The following is a 14,580-nucleotide window of genomic DNA, read 5'->3' as shown; positions in this document are numbered from 1 at the left end:
TCTGATAAATCAAGCTCAAGACGGCTATTATTTTAATTCGTACAATTGACCGCCGCCGATGCCCTGATGAAACTCAATTTGCTTCCAAGGAGAGTTTGGAAACAGGAGAGATGTCATGACAAGTTCTCCTTCATTGACGAATAGCTCTACAGAACTTGCATCGAGGAATATCCGCAGGTTTTCTGCTTTCCAACTCATAGGAGCGGAATGGATGGCGGCAAAATCTGGATGAAAATCTGCTTTGCCTGCCTGGGATCTGTCAATAGATACCAAGCCGGTTTCTTTCGTAATCGTGAGTTTTTCTCCCAATTCGTTGGAAAGAGTCAACGAAAAGGCATCTGATCCGTCCAGCTCAGCGTCAATTTCCACCGCTTGGGAAGGGAGATTGGAGGCAGCCGTGATTTCAATCCCTTCTTGTCGCAGACTTTCCAGTTCCTTCGCAGGAGCAGATTTTAGGAGCAAAACTCCGTTCACGTCGATAAGACTTAATTCCCTCGCGACGGTCATCGCCGATCTCCAGGATTCAGTGGGCACGACCTGACCGTAAAGCCAATTGCTCATCCAACCAATGAACAGGGTTCGATGGTCTGTCGGGGGAAGATTGGCCCATGTCACTCCAGCGTAGTTGTCCGGGCCATAGTCAATCCAGCGGATCATGGTGTCGTCAGGTGTGAAAGTCCCATCTTGGAAGTCTCCGATAAAATACTGGGTAGCTGACCCTTTCTGTGGACCACCTGGATTGATACTTAGCAGTAATACCCACTTGTCTTTTCCATCGGGAGTCTGAAGCTTGATCAAGTCGGGACACTCCCAGACTCCACCATGAGCCCCCGTATCCTGTCCAAATTCACTCCTTAGAGTCCAGGATTTCAAATCCGGCGAGCTGAAAAACTGAACACGATCCTGTACGGCCAGCGTCATCACCCATTCTTTTTTGCCATCCGCATCGACGATTTGAGAGACTTTTGGGTCGCGAAAGTCCCGAATGCCTTGATTGGGCAGGACGGGATTGCCGTCAAATTTTGTCCAAGTTCGTCCTTTGTCGGTGGAGTAGGCGATGCCCTGTGATTGGAAGTCCGTGGCTCCGGACTTTTCTCCAGCCATGTCGTGATAGGTGTAAATGGCGACGATGGGAGGGTTTTCGGGCGACCCCAAACCAGAAGTGTTTTCGAGATCAACTACTGCGCTTCCCGAAAAGATATACCCCAGACTATCCGGATAGATCGCAATCGGCAACTCTTCCCAAGCGACCAGGTCACTGGAAACGGCATGTCCCCAATGCATCGGGCCCCAAACGGTCGAATCTGGATAGTGTTGGTAAAACAGGTGATATTCCCCGTCGAGGTAAAACATCCCGTTCGGATCGTTCATCCATCCCTTAGCAGGAGTGAAATGATAGTCCGGGCGGTATTGCTCATTTTCCGAAGCAATAAATTTCACCTCGGGATTTGATTCGCAGGAGAATAGAAGCGGCAACAATAAAAAAAGCAAAATGCTCAAAATCGGTTTCATGTTAAACTTGGGTTATGAGTTGGATGAGATGTTGACGATCCGCTTCAGGAATCATTTTTTGGGCTATGGACTTTGCGTTGATTTTGTATTCTGGATTGTTCCAAAAATCTCCCAGCGCAGATTCAAACCTGTTGGCGTCAAAGTTATGGATACTGGTGCCATTCGGGCCAAGGCCATGCGCATGAATCAATCGGTTCCAAAAGTACTGATCCATGATATGCGGAACAATCAACTGGACGGCTCCGGATTTGGCCGCAAAATGGCTTGTGCCTGAGCCTCCGTGGTGGATGATTCCGTAAAGCTTCGGCAAGATCCAATCGTATGGAATCTGGTTGACGTAAAATATGGAATTCCCGCTGGAGTCAATTTTTTGCAAGCCACCCCAGGATAGATTGACGATCGCCGGAATTCGGTGCTTTTCCAACGTTTGAATGATTTGCGTAGAAATCTGCAACGGCTTGGGATTGGACATGGAGCCAAAGGTGAGCAAGATCGCTTTGGGATATTTGGCAAGCCACGCTTCAAGCTCAGCGTCCGGCTGGTAGTTCTGGTTTTGATTTCTGGCAAAAAAGCCGGTGATATGGGCGACAGCCGGCCAATTTGCTGGTTTTGGATACAGTGTCGGAGAGATCTGATAGAGGACTTGAAGCTGATTGAGCTCAAAGTTTTTGATTGATTTTGTCGAAAAGTCTACCCCCTGAAAATCTCCGAAATAAGGTTTTACGAATTTATTGAATGCGATATATCTCGCTTTGTTGACCAGATCGTAGGTTCGGAGGTTCCACTTGGCTGAGAACGGCTTCCATTTGGACAGACTCAGATGGGGATACTCGGCATGAGGATGGAGTAGGTTGGGGATGGGGGAAAGCTGAAAATACTTTTTGGGTTCAGCCATCGCCGGAAGCGTGCAATAGAGCGCTTTAGGATGATAGATTACCCGATCTGGCCGCACCGAATCGATCGCGTCTTTTTGCTGCTGAATCAAGACTTTCTGAAGGCTTAGCGAGTTACGCATCAGCTGATAGAAATTTTTGATCATCTCAAACACACTTCCAGCACCACCCATTACCGATTTTCCAATTTTCGAGTCGAGCATTTCTAAAAAACGCCGATCCAGACCCAAGAAACCGTACCCCAACTTTTCGACCGTTTCCCGAAACTGCTCCGGAAAAAGGCAATAAACGACATGGCCGTCGTTATTCAACATTTCCGCCTGCGCCAGAAATGGCTCGATGTCGCCACGGGTTCCGATCGCTACAAGAAGAATTTTCATGGACTATGGGGTAGGGTTTCTCTGGCTTTTGCGAGCATCTTGAGAAATACAGTCGTGATAAAGTTCAGAAATCCTGAGATGGGAAAATGCAATTTAATGTCAAAATAAACATTTAACAGTTAGTTTTGTCTGACCTTTTTTAAAACTAAATAAAATGTGAGATCGAGCATGTCGCAAATGGCACACAAAAGGGTGATTATTTGCCATGCTAGATTCCATTTGGCCGTTAAAAACCTAATCTTACACACATGAAAGGAATTATTTTAGCTGGAGGCTCCGGTACCCGACTTTATCCGTTGACCATTGCCGTCAGTAAGCAACTGATGCCGGTCTACGACAAGCCTATGATCTACTATCCGCTTTCGGTTTTGATGATGGCCCAAATCAACGAGATTTTGATCATTACTACACCGGAGGATTCGGTGGCGTTCCAAAAGCTGCTGGGAGACGGTTCGCAGCTTGGTTGCCGGTTTGAGTATGCGGTGCAGCCAAGTCCGGATGGATTGGCACAGGCCTTCATTATCGGTGAGGAATTCATTGGAGACGACAAAGTTGCGCTGGTGCTCGGAGATAATATTTTCTACGGTTCGGGCCTTCACAAAACTCTCCTTGCCAATACAGATCCTGAAGGTGGAGTTGTATTTGCATACCACGTCAATGATCCTGAGCGCTATGGGGTGGTGGAGTTTGACGAAAATCAGCTGGCGATTTCCATTGAAGAAAAGCCTGCTGAGCCGAAGTCAAATTTTGCGGTGCCCGGTCTTTATTTTTACGACAACGAAGTCGTAGAAATCGCAAAAAACATCAAGCCTAGTCCACGAGGCGAACTGGAGATCACGGACATCAACAACGAATACCTGAAAAGAGGAAAACTCCAGGTTGCGATCCTAAATCGTGGAACAGCCTGGCTGGATACCGGAACTCATCAGTCGCTCTTGCAGGCCGCTCAGTTTGTAGAAGTGATCGAAGAGCGACAGGGATTGAAGATCGGATGTATCGAAGAGATCGCCTATCGCAATGGCTATATAAGCCAGGAACAACTGCTGAAAACCGCAGAGAAGCTTGGTAAAAGTGGCTATGGCGAATATTTGAGGAGATTGATCAAATAGATCGAACCTCTAAAACCGGGTAGAGAAGCAGAGTCCAAACCTGCCTCTACCCGATTTTTAAACTTGTAGAAAGGGTTTTTAAACCCGGTTATACTTCAATTAGACTGTGTTTAGAGAGAAAATCTGTCAGGTGTTTAGCTGAAAGAGGCTTGGATATGTAGTCCACGACGTCCGAACAAGAAAATGCTTTAATCCGGTCGTTGGTATCTATTGAACTGGTTATGATTGAGATGTAAAAGTTCTTTTTAAACTCCTGATCAAGCGTCGAAAATTGATCGAGAAATCCCCAGGCATCCAAGACAGGCATATTGATGTCTAAGAGCAAAAGAATAGGTGGGCCATTTGAATCTATTTTTTCCGAACTGAACCTCCTTCGTATTTCTTCAATAGCCAGCGCCCCATTTTCAAACGCTGAGATAGTCCCGTTGAAGTCAATACTTTTTAAAATTTTCGTCGCTACCATCCTTACGATCAGGTCATCATCAACTAATATTACTTCTCGAAAGTGAAAATTTGCCATTTTAATTTTTAGAATTTACGCTACTCCTGTAATTGATTTGTAAATATATAGGGTTCAAAATAGAATTAGTAGAGTGATTTATAAACATTAATCTTATGTGATTTTTGAAGCAAGACCAATAGCATTAATATGTATTTCAATTTGATAAATGAGGTGGTCAAATTAGAATGAGAGCTTCGGTATTTTTTTTCGACTGGTCTAACCTTAAATAAATCCTCGTTTCATTAGTAGTAATTATCTCCCGGCTAAATTATCCGGGATTTTTTTTTCGGCTGGTGATTTTTTAAAAATTCAAGACCGTGTGCAACCCGCTGCGCACTTATTCAATCTGGGAAATGAATAGAATTTTTAAAAAAAAAACTAAACCAATTAAAAAATGAAAAACTTGAAATCACTTGGACTGATTTTGCTGTTTACGGCGGGACTGCTTGGCGCCTGCGATGACAAAATACCAGAACCCAAAAATCCCCTGGTCGCAGATGCAGGTGCGGAACAGGAACTTACGATGAACTCCGTCACACTTTTGGACGGAAGTCAATCGGTCAATGCGACTGGAAAACCGGTCTCCTATAAATGGGAGCTGATGGAAAAACCAGAGGGAGCGGAAGTGGAAACTTCATCAATGGACAAAGTTGCTGTGGAGTTTTCGGCAAATAAGATAGGCGAATACGTGTTCAAATTAACAGTGACTTATCAAAGCTGGACAGCTACAGATACGGTAAAGCTGAAAGTCATCGCCGGCGGGGCATCCAAACTTGAAGCCAAGGCAGGCAATGACAAGGAAGTTGCCCTGGGAAATAAGGTTCAATTGGACGGTTCTGAATCCGTCAACGAACTGGGTGGTGCGATGCAGTTCACTTGGGAAATACTTCAAAAACCAGAGGGGAGCATCGCGGAGATTCGATTTACTGATGATGCAGTGGCTAACTTTCAGCCCGACAAAGCCGGTAAATATTTGATCAAGCTTACGGTTAAGGCGCAGTCAAGTGTGTCTTTTGACTTAGTTGAAGTCACGGCAAATACTCCAACCGGTGGCGCGCAGGATCCGATTTTGATTTCCGAGGATATCTTAGCCGATAGGATTTTGGAAAACATTCATGTTGAAAAAAGTCAATTGTTTGACTACCTGGTGACCAAGAATGTCAAAGTAGAAGCCAAGCTTACCGTGAAGCCCGGGGTGAGGATTGCATTTGAGGCGGGTTCCAAATTGACAATTGCGACCGACGGCACTTTGATAGCCGACAACAAGCTGGCGGAGACTCCGATCATTTTCCAAGGGAAAACCACCGACAGGGGTTTCTGGGGAGGTATCCTGATCGAATCCGGAAGCGAAAAAAATATGCTTTGGGGAACAGAAATCAGGGATGCTGGTCAGCTGGGAGCAGCACTTAAATTGACTCCAAATGCCAAGGCTACGGTCTTTTCCTCCAAGATCTACCACAATACGAAACTAGGAGTAATCCTGGAGGACAACGCCAATTTCCTTGAATTCAAGCAGAATGAAGTGTATGACAATACCGATGGTCCTTTGGCGATTCCTGCGGAAAAGATTTCGGCCATTTCTTCAATAAACACGCTCAGAGACGGCAACATAAAAGTTTCGCCAGGAAGGATAGACGACGGTCAGGAGCACATCTGGCCAAATTTCACTTCCCAATATGACGTGCTGGAAGAGTTGCTGGTGACAGCCGGATCTACCTGGGCAGCTTCGGATGGAGCGCATATCAACATGGCGAATGACAAAGCAATCCGGATCATTCAGGGATCCAAGATCATCTTGTTTGGGTTGGACGGAAAACCTGTCATCATTGAGGGAATGACCAAAGCGAGAGGAGCCTGGAGAGGAATCTACCTGGACAACTCGAAGGGGAAGGTAAGCAACATTTTCAAAGCGGAAATCCGGCACGCTGGAAGCAATGCGACCAGCGGACAAGAGGCGGCAAGTTTGAAGATAGGGGCAAACGGAAGCTTAACCGTTAGTAAAACACTATTTGATCAAGGGAAAGGCAACGGGCTCGACGCGACCTCCAATGGCATCAGCCTTGTCTTTGACCTCAATACTATTCAAAATCACGACGGCCATCCTATTGTAGTTTCCACTAATTTGGTTGAAAGCTTGGACTACACGACGGCGATGGAAAATAACGGGAAGCCTGAAGTGGCGGTGGATGGCCTTATTCCAATAGCCGTTGATGGGAGAGAAGTGATCTGGAAAGGCTTCTATGGAGGTACATCCTACGTGATCAAAGGGCTGGGCAAAAATCTCCTGATCCACTCCGGGATGAGACTCAAACAAGGCGTAAGGATCAAGATGCAGCCGGGTTCACGGATTGACGTGCAGGATGCGAACGGAAGACTGGGGTATCTCCATCTTGAAGGCGGCAATGGCGCACCGGTTGTGATCCAGGGGACGGATGAAACTGCCGGCTCTTGGTATGGTATCACCTATTCCACCACCCACGCCCAAAACGTGATCCGTAATGCCCGTATTTTCCATGGAGGTAAAACGATGGCTAACAATTTCTCCGCTGCCATCACGGTCGATAATGTTCCGCAGGGTACTCTGACGGTGGAAAAGACTGTAATCGGCAAATCAGGTCAGCATGGAATAGCAGTTGCTAAGTCCTCCAATGGTGCGTTGAAAACCAGCGAATTGACCTTTGAAGGAATCCCTGGAAACAATCTTCATATTTGGTAGATAGTTGAGAGTCAGAATAAAAACCTCTGCCGTAACAGAGGTTTTTTTTGTCCTCATCCGATCGAAGAGTGGCTGTGTGCCAAATTAGGCCCGCAAAAAGTCAATGCTTGGTCAGGAAATCGGTTGGATGTTTGCCCGAAAGGGTTTGCTAACCTAGTCCGTAACATCAGGGTAGGAAAACGCCTTAACCCGCACATTTGTGTCATTGGAGGGTAGTACTTTTTAACAGAAAAAATGTTTTTTATATCCGAACTTACCTCGATGAATTCGTCTAAAAATCCCAGGCGGCAAATACCGGCATATTGATAGCGAGGAGTATTAGTATCTTGTCTACATTGTCCGGATCTCCGTACCGTCACAAAGTTGCGTCATCATCAACCAAAAAAATATTTCTTGAATTCTAAAACTCCTTATTTAATATTTTATATAATAATGATGTAGAAAATAGTTAAAACCTGTCTTGATCTGGAGCGACTTGCAATTATTTGTATATTAATTGAATAAAATAGGCTATTATCCGTTAAATAAGATAAGCTAACAAGACGCTACAACAATAGTTATACAAGCAATTAAATTTGATAATTATCTCTGTTTCAGACATGATGAACCATTTGACCGCAAGCCAAAATCTTGAACAAAAAATAGATAAAAAGCTCCTCATGGTTAATACCCTGATATTAAACTGAAATGCTATTTAAGTCTGAAAAACCCTATGCTATAGCGCAGGTTTTGATCTCAGTAAGCGACATTATAGAATCTCTTCTGCAGTTGAGCGCGGGCCCTGCTAAGTTGGGATTTGGATGTGTTCTCGGAGATGACCAGTTGTTTGGCAATTTCCTCATGGCTTAAGCCTTGCAGAACAAAAAGCTCAAATACTGTCCGATAGCCTTTTGGGAGAAAACGGAGCATTTTAGCAAGATCCTCCCAATCCAAGACATCGCTAGGACTGGCCTGATTGGCTGCCGGATAAACTGTATCAAGCCCTATTTCCTTATGGAGATTCCGTTGCTTCTCCAAGTGCATTAGGCATTCATTAATTACGATGCGTCGGATCCAGCCTTCGAAACTTCCGTTTTGGCGAAACTGTCCAATCCGGTCAAAGATCTTGCGAAAAGCGACAATCAGCACATCCTCGGCAGCAGAAGTTTCCTTGATGTATTTCAAACAAAGCGCCAGCATCTTGGAGGAAAGCCGGTCAAAAAGTTCGCGCTGGGATTTTGGGTTTTGCTCCAGGCAACCAAAAAACAACTGTTCGATACTTTTGATGTGCAGGAGAGGTGCTTCTCCGGAAGTCATCAATGGGGTTTTCATGAGATTTAAAAGAAGTTGGTTTAGCAGTATTCATTTCAAAAAAGGGCTTTTGGTTGATGATTATTTTACGTGGTCGTAGGCGAGTTCGCTGCCTTCAGGACACCACATGTTTGGGTGGTTTTTTCAGAGAAAGCGGCGATTGAACTATTGGATTTTGATGTGATCAAGTGTTCGGACTCGCTGTTGGAGAAAGTAATTCCCCAAAGAATTAAGAGAATTCGGGATGTTATTTTCATGGATTTATCTTTGAACGCTTACTTCACAAAAATGTCCCGAATATCAGACTTTTGAAATCGCATAAATTGGTGAAAAATAGTAGATTAACTTGTGATATATAAGGTAATGATGTGATCGAAAACCGCATCATTGGCTACGAAAAAAAATGAAGTACCAGACTTGCAAATAGGGTCATTTGCGCTTAGAGCAACTTGTCGCGGAATGCCTTTGCCACTGCTTCGCTCTTTGAATTGACGTGCAACTTTTCGTAGATCTTCTTGATGTGACTTCTGACCGTGTCCATCGCGATGAACATCTCCGCGGCGATCATCTTGTAAGAGTAGCCATTGACCAAGAACTGGAGGACTTCTTTTTCCCGATCCGACAGGCCGTAGCTCTTATCAGCAGGGAGATTAATTTGCGAAAACATCTTCAAAACCTGGGCGGCTACCGATGCTGTCATGGGAGCGCCACCGGTGGAGGCCTCCTGAATATATTCGAGCAATTTGGCAGGCGGAGTTTTCTTCAAGATGTATCCATTCGCCCCGTTGAGAAGTGCCTGGAAGATATTTTGATGATCGTCAAATACAGTCAACATCAATACACTCACTGCCGGGTCAGTGGCTTTGACCAGCTTGAGACCATCCAAACCATTCACTCCGGGCATGTCGATATCCATCAGGATCACTTCGGGCCGAAAAGTTTTGACTTCATGCACCACGTTGCTACAGTTTCTGAAGGCAGCCTGTACACTAAAGCCCTCGCTGCCATCGATCAGCATGGTCAGTCCTTCCCGGAGTTGGGTATTGTCTTCGTATATCAGGAGTTTGATCATGGATATTACTCAAATTCAAAAGTAGGAGAATAATCCGAAGCGCTCAATCACATATTGATGTGGAATCACAGTGCAATTCTCAGATTAAGTGTGGTGCCTTCGTTGGGTGTCGATTGGATAGTAAGAATTCCGTTGAGGTTTTTTGCCCTTTTCTTCATGTTTTCAAGCCCATTGCCCTCATCCAGTTTATCGAGGTCAAAGCCAATACCGTAGTCCCTGATCCGGAGGGTGAAGGTGTTTTTTTCCACTGAAAAAGAGATAAATATCCGTTCCGCTTTGGAGTATTTTGCCGCGTTGTTAATTCCTTCCTTGAAGATCAAAAACAAGTCGCGCCTGGCATCCATGCTGAGCTTCATATCGAGGACTTTCTCGCCAATTTCCATGCTGAGCAGGATATCTTTACTTTCGAGCGCCTCGTTTGCAAACTCCCGCATTCGTGCAACGAGCTTTTCCATGGTGTCATTTTGAGGCTTGATGCTCCAGACGATGTCATCCATGGCTTCCATCATGCGTTGGCTGTTTTCGGAGATCTTGGAGATGTATTCGCTTGATTTGGCTGGGTCGATTCCGATCTTGGTCTTGGCCATGGAGCTGAGGATATTGATCGTGCTGAGTGTAGATCCCATGTCGTCGTGCAGATCTCTGGCGAGTTGATTGCGGAGCTTTGCGACTGCCAAAATCCGGTTGATATGAAGGCTGTAGATCACATAAACGACAGCCAAAAATATCAGTGCAAGGAGGGCTTTAAACCACCAAGTCTGCGCTAGGCTCGGCTTGATGATGAAATCATATCTCGCTGGATCTGAGAACTGCCCCGACTCATTGGCGCTTTTCACTTCAAATGAATAATCTCCCGGAGGCAGGAGGGAATACACTGCCTCAAAGCTTTTCTTTGCTTCCCTCCATTCGGGATCGGCGCCTACTAGTCGATAGTGATACGTGAACCGATCCTGAAGGATGAAATTCAGAATGTTGAAAGCGATGGTGAGGCTGTTTTCATGAGCGGAAAATTCAGTCTTGGTCGAAGGTACTGAGCCATCTCCGATATAGGTTCCAAAGAGAGCGATGTTGGTGATCGCAGGTACGATCGGAGGCAGATTTCTCCCAAATTGACTCGGGTCAAATACCATCATCGCATTGCTGCTGATGAAAGCTAGTTCTCCGTGAGACAGTCGGGTACCACCGCGTCCGTCTGCAGGGATAGTGGAAAAGAAGTGGTTTTTACCAAAGGAGTAAAAGGTATTGGTAGCGATGTCAAACCGACTAAGCCCGTTGGGAGTATAGATCCAGGCAAGTCCATTGGGTTCGGACTCCATGTGCAGAATCGTGTTGCTGGCTAGGCCGTCCGAGTGGGAGAAAACCTCGTTTTTGCCGGACTTGGAGTTGTACTTATTGAGCAACTCATGGCCAAAGAGGAAGATGCTGTCATTGACTTGGAGGACTCGTTGAATATTGTTGGAGGCAAGAATCGAGTCATCCAGTTGTCTCAGGATTTTGCCGTCGGATAGATCCAATACATAGACGCCTTCGTTGGTGGTCGTCACCCAGAGATGTTGGTCTTTGCTCACAAGAATCTGCGGAATCCTACCGCTAAACTTTTGGATCCTGCGGAAACTGCCGTCTTCGAAGCCCTCACCCTCGTACTTTATGATGCTACCATTTTGGGTGCCAAACCATAAATTTCCCTGGCCATCCTCCGCGATGGTTCGGATGGTGGATTTGCCAATCGCCTCTGGATATAGAAAGCGGACCTTTTTCGACTGAAGATCCACAATCTGAAGCAAACCACCCTGCAAGCCAACCCAAACCAAATTCCGTTTTTTGTCGTGGTGAATGTCCCAAATCTGCAGCGACTCCGTGGGATTGGGTGCGCCTCTGTAAGCCCATTGCGTGTCTTGTTTCCCCTGTTCGAGTTTGATAATGTTGAGCCCTTTCCCCCAGCTACCTAGCCATAAGCTGGTGTCGCCCCCGAAGATCACTTCCTCGATTGCCTGGTATTCGTTGTTTCCGGCCTTAGAATCCGCGTCCAAAAAATAAATGCTGGGCATGTCAAAATGCAAAAAATACAAACCGGAATCCGTTGCAAGCCAAAGCCCTCCGGTATCATCCCAGATCATCTTGGATACTATGTCAAACCGGAGGTCGCTCTGAACAATGGGGGTGAATTTTTTTGTATTTGGGTCAAAATCTGCCAATGTCTGTACACCATACCGCCAGAGTTCCCCACCGGGAAGCTCAAGGTGACCGAATGCCTCTTGATAGTTGGGGTTGGAGGGAGACAGTTCGGCTTTGTGATCTTTCCACGTCTTGGTTTGGGGATCGTAGGAAACCAGCTTCTCCTCCGGTGCCCAATAGTTAATCCAGGCCACACCGTGCGAATCCTCATTATAGTTGAATACGTAGCCGAAATCGGGATTTTTGAGTATTTCCAGTCCGAGTGGGTTATGCTCGCGGGTATAGATTACTTGGGTTTTCGGGTCGAAAACGCTGAGCCCTTCGACACTGCTCACCCAATAGCGCCCGGATTTATCCTCGAAGACCGCCCTGGGTCTCCAGCCCGGTGGGATCTTAACAGGAAGGTTTTGATCGGTGATGATTCCCCGTTCCTGATCGATCCAGAGTAGCTTGTTGTTGTTTAGAATGACAAAGAGATTGCCCTTGCTGTCCATCCAGAGCGATTCGCCCAGCGCCCGGTCCTCTTTTTTCTCGAAGAAAAACTTGGTGAACAACTGGTTTTCTGGCACGTAGCTCCCATAGTCCTCTCCGACGCGCAGCCACATTTTTCCCCGGGTATCTGTCAGAATTTCTGACACGGGTTTGCTGGGTTGTTCTCCGGGCGTTCGGATTTCGTAGCTCATGAATGCCCGGCCGTCAAAGCGCTGCAACCCGTTGGCGCTACCGACCCAGAGATACTTGTGGCTGTCTTTGTGAATTGCCAGTACCTGGTTGGTGGCCAGTCCTTCTGCAGTTCCAAATCGGGTTACAAAAAACCGCTTCGTCTCCGCAGAGGCTATGGTGACCTGAAAAACAAGCAAAAAGGCGAAAAGGACTTTTTTCATGGAAGGTTCCTAAAAATAATCCATTAGCCATTAATTTGAATTTCTGAATCGAATAAATCACATGTTTATGTGGGGGTATTTTGTGCCATGTTTGGTTAACGAGTTAGACAGCCTTCTGGTCTGTTTGTCTAGATTGCAGGCTCGGTTGAAATTATGTCGCGATTCAGAGCCCACCGGGTAAATTTTTTAGTCGTAGAATCAAATTCTCCGGTTGATGAACAACTTCTGATTTCTCCTTTCAGAAACCAAAAACTGCCAAATCCCTAATCCGATCAAAGACAGACAACTTTCGACCAGCAGCCATTGGTTTCCAAAGTCTCCTAATGGGCCGTCCGAGATTAGGGTAATCAGTCGGGAAAAGGCATAAGCGCCCCAGAAAATGCTCAAGAATGCAGCGCCCTTTTCGGGATAGAAGAGGAGTAGATAGACCAAACTCAGGCAAATCGTAATCCCTACTCCTCCGTAAACTCCCCGGATCGAACTCAATGCGTCTGTATTTTCCAACTTGACTTCGACCAGATCCATCACCGACTGCGGGTCAAAAAGCGCCAGGAGACTGACCGAAAACAGGCTTAGGATCGAAAATCCAATGTATACCCGAGTGAGTGAGATCCACCAGTTTATCTTTTTCATTACGGCTTAATATTGAAATGGGCAGGAAGATGTGTAATGAGCAATGTGCTGGCCTAAGTCGTCAAGCTTTGGATTCTTGATTTGGGAAAGCTCTGGACAGTCTCCAAAGAGCCTCCTAAACGCACGACCGTAGTTGCCTTTTTTGACTTTCAGCAGTGGGCTGCCGGATTTCGAAACGAAGTAGGCGCGGTGCCGGTCTCCTGTCCAAGTGATGTACTCTCCGCCTAACTCCGTGGTCTTACGTGCAAACGGATCAAAAAACACTTCCACGAAATCATCAAAATCCGGATTGAGCAGTTGAAGAAGCAACTCTTTTTTGCCGTCGATGCTGGTATTCCGAAAGATCAAAAAATCAGTCGGCTTGGCGCTCGGTTCCTTTTTCGACAGGAGCTTTTTGACAGAGGATCCCGCCTCATTGGAGTACTGGAGCCTGACCGCTCCATTCATTGCGATGGCAAATTCGTACATGTCCTCCGCGCTGATCTTGTGGCGGGCACCTGATGCATCCTCCAGACTTACCTGAGTGATTCCCCGCGAACTGTTGGTGGTGAGGATCTTTCCCTCGATGACTTCGCCTGACTTGAGCAAGGCGTATCCACGGTTGGACATCGGAACCTCCTCCAGCGGCTGTTGCAGCTCTTGGGAAGAGACGGAACAACAAAACCCAAGCAGGGCGGCAATAGTGATTATAAACTTGTTCATTATGGATAGTAAGTTGGTTTGTCGGATGTTGGGAAATGGGCTTGGTCGTTTGCCTGGCGTCGGGTTTTTTAGGGGTATTGAATGCCGGTGTCAAGTGTCCACTTCCATTCTCCGGCCTGGTTTTTCTTCCAGAAAGTCGTGTAAGTGCCTTTGCTCAGGACTTTTCCATCCGGATCGAGTGTTTGATGATGACCGAGCGTGTAGCCTAAATCTCCCGATTCCGCCACTATTGCAAACTCAGGCTCCCAAACAAGGACAATTCCAGAAGATCCCGGTGCGAAAGATTCCCTGATGGCTTCCAGGCCTCTGATCGGTTCCACCCCATCTCTGAGGAGAATTGCTTGCTGATCTGCAAAGAAAGTGAAGGCAGTTTGGAGTCCCTTTTCCTTACCCATTTGTGCAAAATCCCGATCCGCCTGAAGTAGCGACTCTACGACGGGGTTGGATTGGGCGAAACCGGAGGATTGGAACGATAGGAAAATTAAAGTTGTCAGCATCCAGAAATAGGAGGATGATTTTATCGGGAAAGTGATCGGAGAAATCATAGGCTAGGGATTTTGGTTTTCTTACATGATTGAAAGGAGCGGGGGAGGGTTGCACGGGTAAAGAAAAAATGCTGCAAAAAACCGGTCGCCTGGCTGGTGGATTTCTTGAACGGTTTTTTGGGTTTTGGTCAGAAATCCCTTGGTCCTGCTTTAGGAGACTTGATGAA

The 14,580-nt window shown here is 46.3% G+C and carries 11 protein-coding genes; 2 read left to right on the top strand and 9 right to left on the bottom strand.

The window, feature by feature from the left end:
* Positions 1–27 precede the first annotated feature (27 nt).
* Entirely contained in the window at positions 28–1,512 is a 1,485-nt protein-coding gene (locus ABD031_RS13010) for a glycoside hydrolase family 32 protein (protein WP_343852134.1), read from the bottom strand.
* A gap of 1 nt (position 1,513) precedes the next feature.
* On the bottom strand, positions 1,514–2,785 hold the full coding sequence (locus ABD031_RS13005) for a glycosyltransferase (protein ID WP_343852132.1): 1,272 nt from the start codon (positions 2,783–2,785) through the stop codon (positions 1,514–1,516).
* 248 nt (positions 2,786–3,033) lie between these two features.
* Between ABD031_RS13005 and rfbA the strand changes: the two genes are divergently transcribed.
* A complete protein-coding gene (gene rfbA, locus ABD031_RS13000) occupies positions 3,034–3,894 on the top strand; it encodes a glucose-1-phosphate thymidylyltransferase RfbA (protein WP_343852130.1) in 861 nt (286 codons plus the stop codon).
* An 88-nt stretch (positions 3,895–3,982) separates the two neighbouring features.
* Here rfbA and ABD031_RS12995 read toward each other — a convergent pair whose 3' ends face one another.
* Positions 3,983–4,414 (bottom strand): response regulator, encoded by a 432-nt coding sequence (locus ABD031_RS12995; RefSeq protein WP_343852128.1) that lies wholly within the window; start codon positions 4,412–4,414, stop codon positions 3,983–3,985.
* A 376-nt stretch (positions 4,415–4,790) separates the two neighbouring features.
* Between ABD031_RS12995 and ABD031_RS12990 the strand changes: the two genes are divergently transcribed.
* Entirely contained in the window at positions 4,791–7,112 is a 2,322-nt protein-coding gene (locus ABD031_RS12990; RefSeq protein WP_343852126.1) for a PKD domain-containing protein, read from the top strand.
* 735 nt (positions 7,113–7,847) lie between these two features.
* On the opposite strand, the gene ABD031_RS12985 is transcribed toward ABD031_RS12990, so the two are convergent.
* From ABD031_RS12985 to ABD031_RS12960, 6 genes are all read right to left on the bottom strand, one after another.
* Entirely contained in the window at positions 7,848–8,423 is a 576-nt protein-coding gene (locus ABD031_RS12985; protein ID WP_343852124.1) for an RNA polymerase sigma factor, read from the bottom strand.
* Positions 8,424–8,841: 418 nt separating this feature from the next.
* Complete coding sequence (locus ABD031_RS12980; RefSeq protein ID WP_343852122.1) at positions 8,842–9,474, bottom strand: response regulator; 633 nt, start codon at positions 9,472–9,474, stop codon at positions 8,842–8,844.
* 65 nt (positions 9,475–9,539) lie between these two features.
* Positions 9,540–12,533 (bottom strand): sensor histidine kinase, encoded by a 2,994-nt coding sequence (locus ABD031_RS12975; protein ID WP_343852120.1) that lies wholly within the window; start codon positions 12,531–12,533, stop codon positions 9,540–9,542.
* 198 nt (positions 12,534–12,731) lie between these two features.
* On the bottom strand, positions 12,732–13,166 hold the full coding sequence (locus tag ABD031_RS12970) for a DUF4345 domain-containing protein (RefSeq protein WP_343852118.1): 435 nt from the start codon (positions 13,164–13,166) through the stop codon (positions 12,732–12,734).
* 6 nt (positions 13,167–13,172) lie between these two features.
* A complete protein-coding gene (locus ABD031_RS12965) occupies positions 13,173–13,868 on the bottom strand; it encodes a hypothetical protein (protein ID WP_343852116.1) in 696 nt (231 codons plus the stop codon).
* Between the two features lie 68 nt (positions 13,869–13,936).
* Positions 13,937–14,413, bottom strand: a complete 477-nt coding sequence (locus tag ABD031_RS12960; RefSeq protein ID WP_343852114.1) for a YybH family protein — start codon at positions 14,411–14,413, stop codon at positions 13,937–13,939.
* Between the last annotated feature and the right edge of the window lie 167 nt (positions 14,414–14,580).

Source organism: Algoriphagus jejuensis (assembly GCF_039523455.1).
GTDB lineage: Bacteria > Bacteroidota > Bacteroidia > Cytophagales > Cyclobacteriaceae > Algoriphagus > Algoriphagus jejuensis.
Note: the sequence above shows the minus strand (reverse complement) of the source record. Positions and strands in the feature narration are given on the sequence as shown.